Origin of the sequence: Bradyrhizobium sp., from assembly GCF_035935975.1 — a bacterium.
Lineage (GTDB): Bacteria > Pseudomonadota > Alphaproteobacteria > Rhizobiales > Xanthobacteraceae > Bradyrhizobium.
Genome location: NZ_DASYWN010000039.1, coordinates 47672 through 65756 on the forward strand (window position 1 = coordinate 47672; position 18085 = coordinate 65756).

14 protein-coding genes are annotated in these 18085 nt (G+C 64.7%); 9 read left to right on the forward strand and 5 right to left on the reverse strand.

Annotation, left to right across the window (positions count from 1 at the left end):
- Window positions 1-156: 156 nt before the first annotated feature.
- Entirely contained in the window at window positions 157-2376 is a 2220-nt protein-coding gene (locus VGR99_RS22100) for a penicillin-binding protein 1A (protein WP_326901294.1), read from the reverse strand.
- 171 nt (window positions 2377-2547) lie between these two features.
- Between VGR99_RS22100 and VGR99_RS22105 the strand changes: the two genes are divergently transcribed.
- Window positions 2548-2973: a DUF1330 domain-containing protein gene (locus VGR99_RS22105; RefSeq protein ID WP_326901295.1), complete on the forward strand. Its 426-nt coding sequence runs from the start codon at window positions 2548-2550 to the stop codon at window positions 2971-2973.
- Window positions 2974-3123: 150 nt separating this feature from the next.
- Here the strand turns inward: VGR99_RS22105 and VGR99_RS22110 are convergent, their stop codons facing one another.
- The 3 genes from VGR99_RS22110 to VGR99_RS22120 all read right to left on the reverse strand — a co-directional run bounded on the left by VGR99_RS22110 (window position 3124) and on the right by VGR99_RS22120 (window position 6322).
- The gene (locus tag VGR99_RS22110; RefSeq protein WP_326901296.1) at window positions 3124-4350 is read right to left on the reverse strand and encodes an ABC transporter substrate-binding protein; all 1227 of its coding nucleotides are present in this window, start codon (window positions 4348-4350) and stop codon (window positions 3124-3126) included.
- 224 nt (window positions 4351-4574) lie between these two features.
- Entirely contained in the window at window positions 4575-5816 is a 1242-nt protein-coding gene (locus tag VGR99_RS22115; protein ID WP_326901297.1) for an ABC transporter substrate-binding protein, read from the reverse strand.
- Between the two features lie 149 nt (window positions 5817-5965).
- Window positions 5966-6322 (reverse strand): DUF1304 domain-containing protein, encoded by a 357-nt coding sequence (locus VGR99_RS22120; protein ID WP_326901313.1) that lies wholly within the window; start codon window positions 6320-6322, stop codon window positions 5966-5968.
- Window positions 6323-6420: 98 nt separating this feature from the next.
- Between VGR99_RS22120 and VGR99_RS22125 the strand changes: the two genes are divergently transcribed.
- Window positions 6421-6951 carry a methylated-DNA--[protein]-cysteine S-methyltransferase gene (locus tag VGR99_RS22125; RefSeq protein ID WP_326901298.1) on the forward strand — a complete coding sequence of 177 codons (531 nt, stop codon included), beginning with the start codon at window positions 6421-6423 and terminating at the stop codon, window positions 6949-6951.
- Between the two features lie 140 nt (window positions 6952-7091).
- On the opposite strand, the gene VGR99_RS22130 is transcribed toward VGR99_RS22125, so the two are convergent.
- A complete protein-coding gene (locus tag VGR99_RS22130) occupies window positions 7092-9881 on the reverse strand; it encodes a [protein-PII] uridylyltransferase (protein WP_326901299.1) in 2790 nt (929 codons plus the stop codon).
- A gap of 188 nt (window positions 9882-10069) precedes the next feature.
- On the opposite strand from VGR99_RS22130, the gene VGR99_RS22135 reads away from it, so the two are divergent.
- From VGR99_RS22135 to VGR99_RS22165, 7 genes are all read left to right on the forward strand, one after another.
- A complete protein-coding gene (locus VGR99_RS22135; protein ID WP_326901300.1) occupies window positions 10070-11041 on the forward strand; it encodes an aliphatic sulfonate ABC transporter substrate-binding protein in 972 nt (323 codons plus the stop codon).
- Window positions 11042-11202: 161 nt separating this feature from the next.
- Window positions 11203-12048: an ABC transporter permease gene (locus tag VGR99_RS22140; protein WP_326901301.1), complete on the forward strand. Its 846-nt coding sequence runs from the start codon at window positions 11203-11205 to the stop codon at window positions 12046-12048.
- A gap of 4 nt (window positions 12049-12052) precedes the next feature.
- Window positions 12053-12838 carry an ABC transporter ATP-binding protein gene (locus VGR99_RS22145; protein WP_326901302.1) on the forward strand — a complete coding sequence of 262 codons (786 nt, stop codon included), beginning with the start codon at window positions 12053-12055 and terminating at the stop codon, window positions 12836-12838.
- Between the two features lie 54 nt (window positions 12839-12892).
- Window positions 12893-13402: an OsmC family protein gene (locus VGR99_RS22150; protein WP_326901304.1), complete on the forward strand. Its 510-nt coding sequence runs from the start codon at window positions 12893-12895 to the stop codon at window positions 13400-13402.
- 187 nt (window positions 13403-13589) lie between these two features.
- A complete protein-coding gene (locus VGR99_RS22155; RefSeq protein ID WP_326901305.1) occupies window positions 13590-14399 on the forward strand; it encodes a hypothetical protein in 810 nt (269 codons plus the stop codon).
- A 241-nt stretch (window positions 14400-14640) separates the two neighbouring features.
- Complete coding sequence (locus tag VGR99_RS22160) at window positions 14641-16317, forward strand: PAS domain-containing methyl-accepting chemotaxis protein (RefSeq protein WP_326901306.1); 1677 nt, start codon at window positions 14641-14643, stop codon at window positions 16315-16317.
- A 409-nt stretch (window positions 16318-16726) separates the two neighbouring features.
- Window positions 16727-17980 carry an IS110 family transposase gene (locus VGR99_RS22165; RefSeq protein ID WP_326901307.1) on the forward strand — a complete coding sequence of 418 codons (1254 nt, stop codon included), beginning with the start codon at window positions 16727-16729 and terminating at the stop codon, window positions 17978-17980.
- The last annotated feature ends 105 nt before the right edge of the window (window positions 17981-18085 follow it).

Here is an 18085-nt window from a genome sequence, read left to right on the forward strand (position 1 = left end):
CACACTTCACAATGATTGCGCCGGGCGCGTCGTTTGCTCCGTGGTCTCAAAGCCTTCGCGCGATCCACCGCGCATCACGCGCGCAGTCACCGCCTACTGTGCATGGGGTTGTTTTCGCACTTTTTGTTTTGAGGCCCCTCGGACCTCAACGCGCAGCTATCGATTGCCGCCGAACAGCCGGTCCATCAACCAGCCATCGAGCCCCGCGGCCGCCTCCGGCCGCACATTGGCGCGCGTCGGCGGTGGCGGGCGATAGCCGCCGCTGCTGGCCGGCGCCGGGGCAGGCGCGGCCGCTGTCGGCGGCGACACTTGCGAGGAGGCCTGCGCGAGGTTCGACAGGCCCCAACTCGCTTGCGCGTTCGGCAAGGCCGCCACCGGCACGCCTTCGTGCGCCGTGCGCATGAAGCGCGACCAGACCTCGACCGGCAGGCCGCCGCCGGTCGCCTTCTTGGTCGGCGAATTGTCGTCATTGCCGAGCCAGACGCCGGTGACGAGGTTGGCGGTGTAGCCGATGAACCAGGCGTCGCGGTAATCCTGGCTGGTGCCGGTCTTGCCGGCCGCCGGCCAGCCGGGGATTTCCGCCTTCTTGGCGGTGCCCGATATCAGCGTCTCCCGCATCATCGCGTTCATCATGCCGACATAGCGGGGGTCGATCACCTGGTTACGCTCGTCCGGCTGGCGCATGTAGAGCAGCTTGCCGCTGAGCGTCCGGATCCGCGTCACCACATGCGGTGTCGTCGCAAAGCCGCCATTGGCGAAGGGGGCGTAGGCGCCGACCAGCTCGACGACGGAGACTTCCGAGGTGCCGAGCGCGATCGAGGCGTTGGGCTCGAGTTTCGAGGAGATGCCGAGCCGGTGTGCGGTGCGGACCACGTTCTTCGGCCCGACCTCGAGGCCGAGGCGGATCGCGACCGTGTTGAGCGACATCGCCAGCGCCTGGGTCAGCGTCACCGCGCCGAAATATTCATGGGTGTAGTTCTCGGGCTTCCAGCCCTTGACCTCGATCGGCGCGTCCTGGCGGACCGTATCGGGCGTCAGGCCCTGCTCGAGCGCGGTCAGGTAGACGAACGGCTTGAACGAGGAGCCCGGCTGGCGCTTGGCCGTGACCGCGCGGTTGTACTGGCTCTCGGAATAGTTCCGGCCGCCGACCATGGCGCGCACGGCGCCATCGGGTGTCATCGCGACCAACGCGCCCTGGCTGACATTGAACTTCACGCTCTTGGCCGCAAGTTCGTCGATGATGGCGGCTTCCGCCACGCTCTGCAGCTTCGGATCGATCGTGGTCTCGACCTTGATGCTCTCGTCGATCTGGCCGACGAGGTCGTCCAGCACTTCACCGATCCAGTCGGCGACGTAATTGACCGTGCCGGCGCCGGCCGGCTTCACATTGTAGGAGGGATGGCCGATCGAGGCCTGCGCCTGCGCGTCGGTGATGAACTTCGCATCCGCCATCGCGGTGAGCACGATCTGCGCCCGCGCTTCGGCGCCCTCGGGGTTGCGGTTGGGCGCTAGGCGCGAGGGCGATTTGACGAGGCCGGCGAGCATCGCGGCTTCCGCGACGGTGACGTTCTTGGCCGACTTGCCGAAATATTTCTGCGCGGCAGCTTCGACGCCGTAGGCGCCGGAGCCGAAATAGACGCGGTTGAGATAGAGCTCCAGGATCTCATCCTTGGAGTGCTTGCGCTCCAGCCAGATCGCCAGCTCCACCTCCTGCAGCTTGCGCTGCATGGTGCGTTCCTGGGTCAGGAACAGGTTCTTCGCGAGCTGCTGCGTCAGCGTCGAGCCGCCCTGCGACACGCCGCGGTGGAGCACGTTGGTGACGAGCGCGCGCAGGATGCCGACCGGGTCGATGCCGAAATGCGAGTAGAAGCGGCGGTCCTCGATGGCGATGAACGCCTTGGGCAGGTACGGCGGCAAATCCTTCAGCGCGATATTGGCGCCGGCCATCTCGCCGCGCTGCGCCAGCATGCTGCCGTCGATGCCGACGATCTGGATCGTCGGCGGACGCTTTGGAATCTCCAGCGACTGGATCGGCGGCAGATGCGCGCCGACATAGATCACGAGGCCGATCACGGCGATCACGCCCCACAGGCCGAGCACCGCGCCCCAATAGACCAGGCGCCCGAGGCTGAACCCGCCGCCGGATTTCGCGCGCCGCTTGGCGCCGCTGCGGGCAGCCGGGGCCTTCCGCTCGCGCGGCGGCTCCTCGCCGGCATCCTCACTCTTGCGCTTGGTGGGCGATGATTTCGCTGATTTCTTCGGCTTGTCCTCGCCGCCGGGAACGCGGTCCGCCGCCGTCAGGCGCAGATCGGCGAGCGCAGCAGGCAAGCCGAACAACGGCTCCTTCCGCCCACCCTTCTTCTTTCCCCACGCCATACGCAAAACGCCCGGTCAGCCCGCCCCGCCGCACGCTACCGGTCGCTGTTTAAGGCCCGGTTACCCCGGGGTTAACGCGCGATTAGGAGATGGGGCATTCGCGCGCCGCAGTTCCGCTTCCCGGGCGGCGAAGCTAGGATCGCCCGCATAAAACAAGAGGGAGCAGCACGCATGGGCCACATCGATCCGACCAAGGAGATCTTCGCACAGTTCCGGGACAACGACCGCCCCGGCCCGATCCACATGCTCAACCTGGTCCGCTTGCGCAAGGAGGCCGCCTACCCCGACGGCCGCAAGGCCAGCGGTGCGGAAGCTTATGCCGCCTATGGCCGTGACAGCGGCCCGGTGTTCGAACGCCTCGGCGGCCGCATCGTCTGGCAGGGCAAATTCGAGCTGATGCTGATCGGCCCGCAGGAGGAGCGCTGGGACCACTGCTTCATCGCCGAATATCCGAGCGTCGCCGCCTTCGTCGAGATGATCCGCGATCCCGTCTATCGCGAGGCGGTGAAGCATCGGCAGGCCGCGGTGGAGGATTCGCGGCTGATCCGGCACGCCGTGCTGCCGGTGGGGAAGAATTTTGGGGAGATACCGACTTAGTTCGTAGGGTGGGTTAGCCTGACGGCGGCGCGAAGCGCAGACGTCAGGCGTAACCCACCATGATTCAGCGTTTGCCGAACGAAGTGGTGGGTTACGCCAGCGGACTGCGCTTCGCGCAGCCGCTAGCTAACCCACCCTACGAGATCTGAACTAACCCGCCGGGCCGGCATCCTCCAGGATCGGGCCGAACAGCTCCCAGCGCTCGCCGTTGAACTTCATCATCTGAAGCTGCTTGTTGACGCGGTAGTCGGTCGGCGAGGTGTTGGCCTTGATGCCGGGCAGGGCGATGTCGCTGGTGACGTCCTTCAGCGATGCCGCCTGCTTCATGACGTTCTCGCGCGTCAGATCGTCACCGCACTGCTTCAGCACATGAACCAGGAGCTGGGCGGTGCCATAGCCATAGGTGTTGAAGTTCGAATCCTTGTCGCCGTCGGGATAGTACTTCGCCATGAAGTCGAAATACTTCTTCAGCCCAGCGTCGTCCTTCCAGGTCGGATCGAGCGGCTCCTTGCCGTAATTGACGCTGATCAGGCCTTTGGCGGCATCGAGGCCTGCGGGCTTGAGCACCGCGCCGACGGAGGTGGCGTTGATGTCGACGATCTGCACCGGGTGCCAGCCCATCTCGGCGATCTTCTTGATCGCTTGCGCGGCCTGCTTCGGCGTCGTCGCGCTGAAGAACAGATCGGCGCCGGCGTCCTTGATCTTGAGGATCTGCGAGTCGACCGTGGGATCGGACACCTCGTAGGACGCTTCGGTGACGATCATCTTGGCGGCCTTGTCGCCGAGGCCGGCCTTGAGGCCGTTCAGATAGTCCTTGCCGAGATCGTCGTTCTGATAGAGCACGCCGATCTTGGCGTTCGGATGCTCCTTCAGAATGTACTGGCCGTAGATGCGGCCTTCGACGAAGTAGTTCGGGTTGTAGCCCATGGTCCACGGAAAATTCTTCGGATCGGTGAACCTGGAGGCCCCGGTCGCCGCGAACAGCTGCGGCACCTTCTTGGAATTGAGATATTTCTGGACGGCGGCGTTCACGGGCGTGCCGATGATCTGGAAGGTCAGCAGCACCTCGTCGCTCTCGACGAGCTTGCGGATCTGCTCCACGGCCTTCGGCGGCGAATAGGCGTCGTCATACTGGATCAGGTTGATCTTGCGGCCGTTGATGCCGCCCTGGTCGTTGATCATCTTGAAATAAGCGGCCTGGGTCTTGCCGATCGACGAATAGGCCGACGCCGGTCCCGAAAACGGCATGGTCTGTCCGACCTTGATCTCGGTGTCGCTGGCGCCCGGATCATATTTTTTCTGGGCATTGGCCGCAGACACCGACAGCGCCAGGGTCAGCGCCGTTGCCGTGGCCAGATGCAGAATTCCGTTCCTCATTCGCAATTTCCTCAGTGTGTTATCGCCGATGGTCTGCCGGCCGCATTGTGCGTCCGATGCCATCGCTGAGGGCGAGTGTGGAGGAACGGTTGTTGCAACGCAAGGTGGGCGGGGCGAGCCGTTCGTAGGGGCATCACTTCATCCGCGCACCCCGCTGCGCTCCCTCCCCCGCAAGGGGGGAGGGAGCGAGAGAGCGCGTGTTGTCGCCTCAGAGACGAGTCGCCCTAACCCGACGGGCCCGTGTCCTCGATGATCGGTCCGAACAGCTCCCAGCGTTCGCCGTTGAACCTCATCAACTGCATCTGCTTGTTGACGCGGTAGTCGTTCGGCCCGGTGTTGATCTTGATGCCGGGCAGCGCGAAGCTCGGGGTGAAGTCCTTGATGTTGGCGACCTGCTTCATCACGTTCTCACGCGACAGGTCGTCGCCGCATTGCTTCAGCACCTGCGTCAGCAGCTCGGCGACCGAGTAGGCATAGGTGTTGACCGTGTTGAGCTTGTCGCCTTCCGGGAAATACTTGTCCATGAAGGCGAAGAAGGCCTTCACGCCCGGATCGTCCTTCCACTGGGGATCACTGGGCTCCTTGCCGTATTGGGTCGAGATGATGCCCTTGGAGATGTCGAGACCTGCAGGCTTGAGCGTCGCCGAGATCGGGCTCGCATTGATGTCGAGGATATGCACGGGATTCCAGCCGAGCTCGGCCACCTTCTTGATGGCTTGCGCCGCGAACTTCGGTGTCGAGGCATCGTAGAAAAGATCGGCGCCCAGTGACTTCAGCTTGACCACTTGCGAGTCCACCGTCGGATCGGTCACCTCGTAGGAGACCTCGCCGACGATCATGCTGGCGGCCTTGTCGCCGAGGCCGCTCTTGAGGCCCGCGAGATAGTCGCGGCCCATGTCGTCGTTCTGGTAGAGCACGCCGATCTTGGCGTTCGGATGCTCCTTGAGAATGTACTTTGCGTAGATCCGCCCTTCGGACACGTAGTTGGGATTGTAGGCGATGGTCCAGGGATAGTTCTGCGGATCGTTGAAGCGCGCAGCACCGGTGGAAGCGAGAAGCTGCGGGATCTTCTTGCCGTTGAGATATTTCTGCACGGCGGCGTTGGCGGCGGTGCCGATGATCTGGAAGGTGAACAGCACCTCGTCGCCTTCGACGAGCTTGCGCACCTGCTCGACCGTCTTCGGCGGCGAATAGGCGTCGTCATACTGGATCAGGTTGATCTTGCGGCCGTTGATGCCGCCCTGGTCGTTGATCATCTTGAAGTAGGCGGCCTGGGTCTTGCCGATATTGGCGTAGACGGAATAGGCGCCGGAGAACGGCACGGTCTGGCCGATCTTGATCTCGGTGTCGCTCGCGCCGGTGTCGTATTTCTTCTGGGCGAGAGCTGGACTTAGGAAGGCTTGATTGGCGGAGAACGCGAAGGCGAGCGCCGCCGTGGCAGCTAGATAGGCTCTGCGAGTCTTCATGTTGGGATGTTCCTCCTGACGGAATTTTCTGGTCGACGGTCTTTTCCCGTTGATTGCAACGGTCGCCATCGCTGCCGAAGATTGTGGAGGAACGCGAGGAGCCGCGCAAGGATCGCGGCGCTGCGCCGAAGCGTCCCAGGTCGAGAACTTTAAGCCAGGAACAGCACAACCAGCGCGATCGCCGCCGGCAGCGCCTGCACGATCAGGATGCGCGTGCTGACGGTGGCGGCGCCATAGGCGCCCGCGACGATCACGCAGAGCAGGAAGAACACCTTGATCTGGAACGCGAAGGCCGGATTGCCGTGGACCAGCCCCCAGATCAGGCCGGTGGCGAGGAACCCGTTATAGAGCCCCTGATTGGCAGCGAGCACCTTGGTGAGCTCGGCCTTCTCCGGCGTGTTGCGAAACACTTTCAGGCCCTGCGGCTTGGTCCAGAGAAACATTTCCAGGACCAGGAAGTAGGCGTGCAGTGCGGCGACCAGCGCCACCAGAACATTGCCGATCAGAATCAAGTTGAGCTCCCCCAAAGCGTCAGCTTTCGGGTGGACGTTAGCACGGCCGCCATGGCAAACGCGATGCCGTGTTTCGATGCAGAGGTGCCGCCATGCCCGCGCGATCAACCAGGACACCTGAACGCTTCGGTCTCGATCGCCTGACGACGCCGATCGGGATCGCCTTGCTCGTCATCGATGCCGACGGCGCACTGCGCGCGCTCGACTGGGAGGATTACGAGCCGCGTATGCGCGAGCTGCTGCGTCTGCATTACGGCGCGGTGGAGCTCAGCGATCAGGCTGCGCCGAAACACATGCGGACGGCGTTGTCGCGCTATTTCGACGGCGACCTCGGCCAGCTCGCAAGCATCGCATGGCGCATCGCCGGCACGCCGTTCCAGCAGAAGGTCTGGAATGCGCTCGCAAAGATCCCCGCCGGCACCACGATGAGCTATGGCGCGATGGCCGCGAAGATCGAGATGCCCAAAGCCATTCGGGCCGTCGGCCACGCCAACGGCTCAAACCCGATCAGCGTGGTGCTGCCGTGTCACCGCCTGATCGGCGCGGACGGCTCGCTGGTGAAGTATGGCGGCGGGCTGGAGCGCAAGCGCTGGCTGCTGCGGCACGAGGGGGTGGAGGTCTAGGTCTCGCCCCATCGTCATTCCGGGGCGCGCGAAGCGCGAACCCGGTATCCATCGAGCCACACCGACGGCGTCGATGAATGGATTCCGGGCTCGCCGCTGCGCGGCGCCCCGGAATGACGAGTGGGGAAAGGCGCGGCTCGCTACGCCGCCGGCTGAACCGCCTTGTCGCCGGCCATCACATGCGTCAGCGCGCTCTTGATCGCGGACTGGCGGGTCGGGGCGTTGATCTGTGCGCCGAGGAGGTCGGTGACGTAGAACACGTCGCGGGCGCGCTCGCCGAAGGTCGCGACATGGGCCGAGGCGATGTTGAGGTTGAGCTTCGAGATCGCGGTGGTCAGCTCGTAGAGCAGGCCGGGGCGGTCGAGGCCGGAGACTTCGATCACGGTGTAGCGGTCGGACCATTGGTTGTTGATGGTCACCTCAGGCTCGATCACGAAAGGCCGCGCCTTGCTGCGCACGGTGCGCCGCGCCACCACTTCGGGCAGGCGGAGCTTGCCCTCCAGCACATCCTCGATCATCTCGCCGATGCGGGTGGCGCGCCGTCCCTCGTCCTCGTCGCGGTCGTATTCCCGGGAGATCGAGATGGTGTCGAGCGCGCGGCCGTCGGTGGTGGTGTAGATCTGGGCGTCGACGATGTTGGCGCCGGCCGAGGCGCAGGCGCCCGCGATGATCGACAGCAGCCAGGGATGGTCGGCGGCGAAGATCGTCAGCTCGGTGACGCCGCGCACCTCGTCGAAACCGACATTGATCGCGAGCTTGTGGCCGGCCTGCTCGCTGGAGCGGACGAAGCGCGCGTGGCGGATCTTTCGCGGCAGCTCGACCTTGAGCCAATAGGCCGGATAGTGCCGGCCGATATAGGCATCGAGCTCCTCCGCCGGCCATTCGGCGAAGGCCATGCGGAATTCGGCATAGGCGGCCGTGAGGCGCTTGCCGCGGTCGACCTCCGAGAAGCCGCCGGTCAGCACCGGCTCGGTCTCGTAGTACAGCGAGCGCAACAGCTGCGCCTTCCAGCCGTTCCACACGCCGGGGCCGACGCCGCGGATGTCTGCGGTGGTCAGGATCGTCAGCAGCTTCATCTGCTCGGTCGACTGCACCACGGCGGCGAAATTCTCGATGGTCTTGCGGTCGGACAGGTCGCGCGACTGCGCGACCGTGGACATCGTCAGATGCTCCTCGATCAGCCAGGCCACGAGCTCGGTGTCGGCGGGGCTGAAGCCGAGCCGCGGGCAGAGCCGCCGCGCCACCTTGGCGCCGGCGATCGAGTGATCCTCCGGCCGGCCCTTGGCGACGTCGTGCAGCAGCGTTGCGATGTAGATCACCGGGCGGTGCTCGGGCCGCGTCTTGCGCATCAGGTCGCTGGCGACCGCGAACTCCTCGATGCCGCCGCGCTCGATGTCCTGCAGGAAGCCGATGCAGCGGATCAGGTGCTCGTCCACGGTATAGTGATGATACATGTTGAACTGCATCATCGAGACGATCTTGCCGAAGGCGCGGATGAAATGGCCGAGCACGCCGGTCTCGTTCATCCGCCGCAGCACGATTTCGGCATTGTCGGAGGTCAGGATCTCCATGAACAGCCGGTTCGCTTCCGGATTTTCGCGCAGCTGCGCGTTGATCAGGCCGAGCGAGCGCGTCACGTCGCGCATCGCGTCCGGATGGAAGGCGAGGTTGTTCTTCTGCGCGAGGCGGAAGATGCGGATCAGATTGACCGGATCGTGCTTGAAGATGTCGGGCGCGGCGACGTTGATGCGGTTGTTGTCGACGATGAAGTCGTCGCTGTCAGGCACGCGCCGCTTCACCTGCGTGGGGCGCAGCCGCGCCATCATCCGGCTCAGCACCGGCGCGGGCTTGGCCTGCTGATCCTCGAGCTTGGCGCAGAGGATGGCGGTGAGGTTGCCGACTTCCTTGGCGACCAGGAAGTAATGCTTCATGAAGCGCTCGACGTCCTGCATGCCGGGATGCGAGGTGTAGCCGAGCCGGATCGCGATCTCGCGCTGGAGGTCGAAGGAGAGGCGCTCCTCGGCGCGGCCGGAATAGAAATGCAAATTGCAGCGCACCGACCAGAGGAAGTCGGCGCAGCGGCGGAAGCTGCGGTATTCCTGCGCGTCGAACACGCCGCGCTCGACCAGCTCGTCGGTATCGCGCACGCGGTAAACGTATTTGGCGATCCAGAACAGCGTGTGCAAATCGCGCAGCGCGCCCTTGCCGTCCTTGACGTTGGGCTCGACCAGATAGCGCGACTGGCCGCCGCGGCGATGCCGCTCCTCGCGCTCGGCGAGCTTTGCGGTGACGAATTCGGACGCCGTGCCCTGCACCACTTCCTTGTCGAAGCGCTCGACCAACTCGTCGTAGAGCGGCTGGTCGCCGGTGAGGAAGCGCGTCTCCAGGATCGCGGTGCGGATGGTCATGTCGCCGCGCGCCTGGCGGATCGATTCATCGACCGAGCGCGTGGCGTGGCCGACCTTCAGCCCCATGTCCCACAGGCAATAGAGAATGGCTTCGGCGACCTGCTCGCCCCAGGCGGTCTGCTTGTAGGGCAGGATGAACAGCAGATCGATGTCGGACTCGGGGGCCATCAGGCCGCGGCCGTAACCGCCGGTCGCGACCACCGCCATCCGCTCCGCTCCGCTCGGGATCGGCGAGCGGTAGAGATGACGCGTCGCTGCCGAATAGAGAATGCGGATGATCTCGTCCTGCACGTGGCAGAGCCGCTCGGCGCAACGCCGCCCGTGACGGTCCTTCAGCAGGATCTTCTGTGCCGCAGCGCGCGCCGCGATCAGCTCGGCCTTCAGCAGTTGCGCGACCGCGGTGCGGAACGCGTCCTCGCGGCCCTCATGCTTTTCGGCAAGCGCGTCGACCGCGGCGGTGATCCGCGCGGTGTCGAAGCGATCGTCCACCTCAGGCTTCTGCTCAGTCGCGACGCTGTCCATGTCTCACCGGATATAAGAGGTGACGCGTGCTGTCACCCGCCATTCTCAGGCAATAGTCGTTCCATGCTGGAAAAGGCCGGAAGGGAGCAAAATTGTTCTCAGGCGGCGCGCTTTCGAGGGTCGGATTTTCTCGTTGACCTCTAGATATAACTCATTGAAAAACAATGAAGTTTTGGAGGAGGCTGGGCATGACCAAGATAACACGACGCATTCTGCTCGCGGGAGCCTTCGCGCTCGCCGTGACCCCCGTGGCGAAGGCGGCCGATCCGCTCAAGGAGATCCGCATCGACTGGGCGACCTACAACCCGGTGTCGATGGTGCTGAAGCAGAAGGGACTGCTGGAGAAGGAGTTCGCCAAGGACGGCGTCACCGTCACCTGGGTGCAGTCGGCGGGCTCGAACAAGGCGCTCGAATTCCTCAACGCCGGCTCGATCGACTTCGGCTCGACCGCGGGCTCGGCGGCGCTGGTCGCGCGCATCAACGGCAACCCGATCAAGTCGATCTATGTCTATTCGCGTCCCGAATGGACCGCGCTGGTGACGGGCAAGGATTCCAAGATCGCCAGCGTGGCCGACCTCAAGGGCAAGCGCGTCGCGGTGACGCGCGGCACCGATCCGCACATCTTCCTGGTGCGCGCGCTGCTCGGCGCCGGCCTCACCGAGAAGGACATCACGCCCGTGCTGCTCCAGCACGCCGACGGCAAGACCGCGCTGATCCGCGGCGACGTCGATGCCTGGGCCGGTCTTGATCCGATGATGGCGCAGGCCGAGGTCGAGGAGGGCGCAAAGCTGTTCTATCGCAAGGCCGACGCCAACACCTGGGGCATCCTCAATGTGCGCGAGCAGTTTCTGAAGGACTATCCGGACGCCGCCCGCCGCGTGCTCGCGGTGTATGAGGAAGCGCGCAAGTATTCGCTGGCGAATTACGATGAGCTGAAGAAGACGTTTATCGCTGTGACCAAGCTGCCGGATGCGGTCGTCGACAAGCAGCTCAAGGAGCGCACCGAACTCACCCACAGCCGCATCGGCGCGCCCCAGCGCGAGTCGATCCTCGCCGCGGGACTCGCTCTGCAGCAAGCCGGCGTCGTCGACGCCAAGGTCGACGTGAAGGCGACGCTGGATGGGTTGATCGACGATCAGGTCCCGCTGCCGACGAATTGAGGTCGGTCTCGTAGCCCGGATGGAGCGAAGCGAAATCCGGGACTTTCTCTCCCACGGCACGGTCCCCGGATTGCGCTTCGCTCCATCCGGGCTACGCAGGTCGAGGAAACCGCGGCAAGAGTAGTGTTGCATTCCCCGGCGAGACGCGCTTCCTACCGGCCATGATCTCCGACGCGCCAGTCCTGCAACAAACCTCGGAACCGGCCGAAAGCGCGGCTACGCCCTCGCGGCTGTCGCGTTATGCGCGGCCGATGCTGGGGCTGCTGCTGCCGCTGACGCTCGCGGTCGGCTGGGAGCTCGTGGTCTGGTTCGGCTGGTCCAATGGCCGATTGGTGCCGCCGCCCTCGCGCGTGTTTGCCACCATCACCGAGCTTGCGCGCTCCGGCGAGCTGCTCCGTCATATCGCCGCGACGCTGTGGCGCGTCGGGCTTGGCTTCGCGTTCGGCGTGGTCGCGGGCACGCTGCTGGGCGCGATCTCCGGCTATTGGTCGCTGGCACGGCGGCTGCTCGATCCGACCGTGCAGGCGCTGCGCGCGATCCCGTCGCTGGCCTGGGTGCCGCTGTTCATCCTCTGGCTCGGCATTTTCGAGACCTCGAAGATCGCGCTGATCGCAGTCGGCGTGTTCTTCCCGGTTTATCTCGGCGTGATGGGCGCGATCCTCTCGGTCGATCGCAAGATCGTCGAGGTCGGCCGCACCTTCCGCCTCTCCGGTTTTGCCATGATCCGCCGCATCCTGCTCCCAGCGGTGCTGCCGGCTTACGTCGTGTCCCTGCGCGTCGGTCTTGGCCTCGGCTGGATGTTCGTCGTCGCCGCCGAGCTGATTGGCGCCTCCGAAGGCCTCGGCTATCTCTTGCTCGACGGTCAGCAGCTCGGCAAGCCCGCGCAGATCCTCGCCGCCATCGTGATCTTCGCCATCCTCGGCAAGCTCACGGACTGGCTGATCGAGGTCGCCGCCGCGCCGTTCCTGCGCTGGCAGGACGCCTTCGGGCGCGCGAAGGGAGCCTGAGGCGATGCTGGCGCTCGACCGGGTCAGCAAGACCTATCCCAACGGCGTGCAGGCGCTGGCGCGCTTCTCCGCCGAGATCAGGCAGGGCGAGATCATCGCCATCATCGGCGGCTCCGGCTGCGGCAAGTCGACATTGCTGCGCGCCATTGCCGGTCTCGACCGCGCCAGCTCCGGAACCGTCACGCTCGACAGCGAAGCGATCGCCTCGCCGCACGCCAAGATCGGCATCATCTTCCAGGAGCCGCGGCTGCTGCCCTGGCTCAGCGTCGCCGACAATATCGGCTTTGGCCTTGCCGATCTGCCCGCCGCCGAACGGCGCGAGAAGGTGGCGCGTGCGCTGGCCCGCGTCGGTCTTTCCGACAAGGCGCAGGCCTGGCCGCGCGAACTCTCCGGCGGACAGGCGCAGCGCGTCGCGATCGCCCGTGCATTGGTGCCGCAGCCCGAGGTGCTGCTGCTCGACGAGCCGTTCTCCGCGCTCGATGCCTTCACCCGCCGCGACCTGCAGGATCATCTGCTCGACCTCTGGGCCGACACGCGCCCGACCTTGATCCTCGTCACGCATGACGTCGACGAGGCCGTGGTGCTGGCCGATCGCGTCTTGGTGATGCGGCCGCGGCCGGGCCGGCTGTTCGACCAGATCGAGATCAATCTCGGCCGGCCGCGCGACCGCAATTCGCCGCTGTTCGAGAATTTCAAGCGAAGTGTGCTGACATCACTCGACCGTTCGCTCGACCGCAACGTGCCCGACCGTGACGCAACCCAGGGTCCCGGTCAGGCCATGTGGTGGTGACAATTTCTCCCTGAGCCGGTACATCGGGGAGCAATTTTTCCGGGAGAGAACACGATGGACGCCGCCCAACTGCGCCAGATGCAGGCCCCGATCAAGGAACGCTACAAGACCGATCCCAAGACCGCGATGATCACGCTGAAGGCCAAGGGCTCGACCGACAGCGAAGGCATCGCCTGCAAGGTCGAGACCGGCCGCGCCATCGCGATGGCCGGCCTGCATCCGGCCACCGGCGGCTCCGGCCTCGAGCTCTGCTCCGGCGACATGCTGCTGGAAGCGCTGGTCGCCTGCGCCGGCGTCACGCTGAAATCGGTCGCGACCGCGATCGAGGTGCCGATCAAGACCGGCAACGTCTATGCCGAGGGCGACCTCGACTTCCGCGGCACGCTCGGCGTCGACAAGGAAACCCCGGTCGGCTTCGCCGAGATCCGCCTGCGCTTCGAGGTCGACACCGACGCGCCGCAGGACAAGCTCGATCTGCTGCTGAAACTCACCGAGCGCTATTGCGTGGTCTATCAGACCATCAAGAACGGCCCGAAGGTTTCGGTGTCGATGCAGCGGATGTGAGGCGAAAGCCGTCACGCCGCAATTGGTGTCGTCCTGGCCTGTGCGCAATTGCGCACTGGAGCCAGGGTTGATTCCCCTGATGCCGGTTGTCTTGCCGTACTGATGACTGCGACCGTCTAACACAGCGAAGCCTGTGGTTATGGATCCCGGATTTGCGCTTCGCTTGTCCGGGACGAAAAACAAAAAAATGTCCCTCGACCTCCACTTCATTCTCTTTCTCCTCCTGCGCATGGCGATCGCGGCGGCGTTCGTCGTGACGGCTTCGATCATCACCGAACGTTCGGGGCCGGTGATCGGCGCGCTGGTGGCGACGCTGCCGGTGTCGGCCGGTCCGTCCTACGTCTTCCTCGCGATCGACCACGACGCCGCCTTCATCGCGCAGGGCGCGCTGTCGAGCCTGCCGGTCAACGCGGCGACGATCTTCATGGGGCTCACTTATGTCGTGCTGGCGCAGCGGCACAGCATGGCGGTGAGTTGCGTCAGCGCATTCGCGGTCTGGATCGCGATGGCCTCGGTCATTCGCATGTTCGACTGGACGCTGACGGCCGGGCTTGCCGTGAACTTCATCGCATTCGGCATCTGCATTCCGCTGCTATCAGGCTATCGCCACGTGAAGATGCCGCTGGTGACGCGCCGCTGGTACGACATCCCGATGCGGGCCTCGCTGGTCGCGACCCTCGTCGCCATCGTGGTCTCGACGTCGAGCTGGGTCGGGCCGAAGATCAGCGGCATCATTGCGCTCTATCCGGTGGTGTTCTCCAGCATGATGGTGATCCTGCATCCGCGCATCGGCGGGCCGCCGACCGCCGCCGTGCTCGCCAATTCCGCGTGGGGCCTGCTCGGTTTCGGAATGGCGATTGCCGTCATACACGTTGCAGTGGTGCAATTCGGCTCCGTCATCGGTCTCTGTCTTGCACTCGCGACCTGCATTGTCTGGAATCTGACACTGTGGGGAATTGGTCGGCGCGCGACGCAGAAGACGCAGCGAGCGCGGTGAGACTGCGGACATCCGCCGCTGCCGAATTTCGATACGTTCATTAGAACTTTATTCGATCTTTTCCCTTACGAAATACATTGCGTGCCCATCTCGGCTTCCGTCCGTGCGTCATGATGGCGGATCGGCGATGTGATCGCCCCGGACCTGCGGGATTGGAATACGGCGACTTGCCGCGCGGTTGCATCCCCTTTGTTTAGATGGGCGTGCCCCATCGATATTATTTCAAGATGGAGATTCCTTGATGTTTGGTCGCAAGTCCCGCGGTGATTCGGACGCACAGCTCGCCGCCATCGGCCGCTCGCAGGCGATGATCGAGTTTGCGATGGATGGCACGGTCCTGACGGCCAACCCAAACTTCCTGAAGGCGCTCGGCTATTCCCTCGACGAGATCAAGGGAAAGAAGCACGCCATGTTCATGCCGGCCGATCAGCGCGACAGTGCCGACTACAAGGCGTTCTGGGCCCAGCTTGGCCGCGGCGAGCCCCAGGCCGGCGAATTCAAGCGGATCGCCAAGGGCGGCCGCGAGGTCTGGATCGAGGCGTCCTACAATCCGGTGCTCGATGATGCCGGCAAGCCGGTCAAGGTCGTGAAGATCGCGACCGACATCACCGCGAAGAAGGTCCACGCCATGACGGAGGCCTCCAAGGTCTCCGCCATCAGCCGCGCCCAGGCCGTCATCGAGTTCAAGCTCGACGGCACCGTCGTGACCGCGAACCAGAATTTCTGCCAGGCGCTCGGCTATTCGCTCGCCGAGATCGAGGGCAAGCATCACCGCCTGTTCGTTCCCCCGGCCGAGCGCGACAGCGCCGCCTATCGCGAGTTCTGGGCCAAGCTCAACCGCGGCGAATACCAGGCCGGCGAATACAAGCGCATCGGCAAGGGCGGTCGCGAGGTCTGGATCCTCGCCTCCTACAACCCGCTGCTCGACGAGAACGGCAGGCCGTTCGGCGTCGCCAAATTCGCAACCGACATCACGGCCGAGAAGCTGAAGAACGCCGATCTCGCCGGCCAGATCGCGGCGATCGACAAGGCGCAGGCCGTGATCGAGTTCAACATGGACGGCACGATCATCACGGCGAATGCGAACTTCCTTGCCACGCTCGGCTATTCGCTGGCCGAGATCAAGGGCCATCATCACAGCATGTTCGTCGAGCCCGGTGAGCGCGACGGCGCGGCCTATCGCGACTTCTGGGCCGCGCTCAATCGCGGCCAGTACCAGGCGGCGGAGTACAAGCGCATCGGCAAGGGCGGCAAGGAGGTCTATATCCAGGCCTCCTACAACCCGATCCTCGATCTCAACGGCAAGCCGTTTAAGGTGGTGAAATACGCCACCGACACCACGCGGCAGGTTCTCGTGCGCATGGGCAATGAGCGCGTCCGCGGCATGATGGAATCGGTCGCCGCCGGTTCGGAGGAGCTCAACGCGTCGGTGCGGGAGATCTCCGAGGCGATGACGAAGTCGCGCGAGACTGCGATGAGCGCGGTCGACCAGGTCGCCTCCGCCGACGCGCAGGCGCAGCGTCTGACCGAGGCGGCGCAGGCGATGAGCGGCATCATCGAGATGATCAACAGCATCACCGGGCAGATCAACCTGCTCGCGCTCAATGCCACGATCGAATCGGCGCGTGCCGGCGAGGCGGGCCGCGGTTTCGCGGTGGTCGCGTCCGAAGTGAAGAGCCTCGCCAACCAGGCGCGGCAGGCGACCGACAAGATCGGCCAGGAGATCGGCAGCCTCAACGGCATCTCCGGCGACGTCGTCAGCGCGCTCGGCTCGATCAAGCAGGCGATCAACAACGTCAGCGAATACGTCACCTCGACCGCCGCCGCCGTCGAGGAGCAGAGCACGGTCACCAACGAGATGTCGACCAGCATGCAGCGCGCCGCCGCGGAAGCCGCGGCGATCGCGGCGAGGGCGTAGGCTCAGCGCACGATCATCGTAGGGTGGGTTAGCCGAAGGCGTAACCCACCGCCTTGGTTTCCGCGGAGACAGAAGAGGTGGATTACGCTTCGCTAATCCACCCTGTACCTTTCTCGCGTTCGGCGTCAGTCTACCGATATAGACTGGACACACGGGCCGATCCGCCGTGAGCTGCCTAATCCACCTGTACCTTTCTCGCGTTCGGCGTCAGTCTACCGATATAGACTGGACACACGGGCCGATCCGCCGTGAGCTGCCTAATCCACCTGTGCCATGAGCACCTGCGTAGGACCTGCGCCGCGGTGGAACGGCTGCGATCGAGATCCAATAGGAGGTTTGCGCCGAGAGCGCCAGTACAGGGATCGATCAGGATCGCAGTGGCCCGCTTTGCGAGCGAGGAGATCCAACAATGGTCAACGACGTGCAATGGTTCGTCGGGATCGATTGGGCAACGCAGAGCCATTGCGTTTGCCTGCTGGATGCCGAAGGAAGACGTGTGGGGGAGCGCGAGTTCGCCCATGGCGGAGCTGGGCTGACGGAGTTGCGTAACTGGCTGCTTGAGAAGACCAGGGCCGTGCCAGGGCAGATCGCCGTCGCGATCGAGATGCCACACGGCCCGGTGGTGGAGATGCTGCTCGAGCACGGGTTTGTGGTCTTTGCCATCAATCCCAAGCAGCTCGACCGTTTCCGCGATCGCTTCACGGTGGCTGGTGCCAAGGATGACCGCCGCGACGCCCATGTTCTGGCAGGTTCGCTGCGCACGGACCGGGCAGCCTTCCGGCAGCTTGCAGCCGACAATCCGGTGGTGATCGAGCTGCGCGAGTGGTCGCGCATGGCCGACGAACTGCAGCAAGAGCGCACGCGTCTTGCCAACCGCCTGCGCCAGCAGTTGTGGCGATATTATCCGCAGGCCGCCAAGCTGACCGACGATGTCGCCGACGATTGGTTTCTGGCGCTTTGGCAAAAGGTGCCGACCCCGGACAGTGCGGCCAAAGCCAGCGAGAAGGCAATCGCGCGCGTCCTCAGCGCATATCGTATCCGCCGCCTCGATGCGGCGACGGTGCTGAGCATCTTGCGCGAGCCGCCGCTGTTCGTGGCGCCAGGCACAACGGAGGCTGCCTGCGCACATATCCGCAGCCTTGCGGCACGCCTGCACCTGGTCAATCAGCAGATCAGGGAGGCGCAGCACAGCCTAGACCGCCTGTGCGCCGAACTCGAAGGAGAGGAGAATCCCTCGGGGCAGAGCTGCGAGCAGTGTGACGTTACGATCCTTCGCTCCTGGCCAGGAATCGGCAGAATCAATCTCGCCACACTGCTTGCCGAGGCCGCAGAGCCCCTGCGCAGACGAGATTACCACGCCTTGCGCGCCTTGGCAGGGGTTGCTCCGGTGACGCGGCAAAGCGGCAAGCAGCGCTTCGTGACCCGCCGCCTCGCCTGCAACAGGCGACTGCAGACCGCCGTCCATCACTGGTCGCGCGTCGCCATTCAGCACGATGCCACTGCCCGGCGACGGTATGATGCCTTGCGACAGCGAGGACACGGCCATGCACGCGCCTTGCGCAGCGTGGGCGATCGCTTGCTCTACGCCCTGTGCACGGCGCTCAAGCGGCACACCCCGTATGATCCGAACCACAAGAACGTGCCGATGACCTCAAAAGGGTAAGCCTCATTCCTTTGTTCGGCCCCGGGCGACCATTCCTTCGTCCCGACCTGCCGGTCGGCAGAGCGTCGCGCGCAGACACTGTCAAGGATGCCATCGGCACCGGCG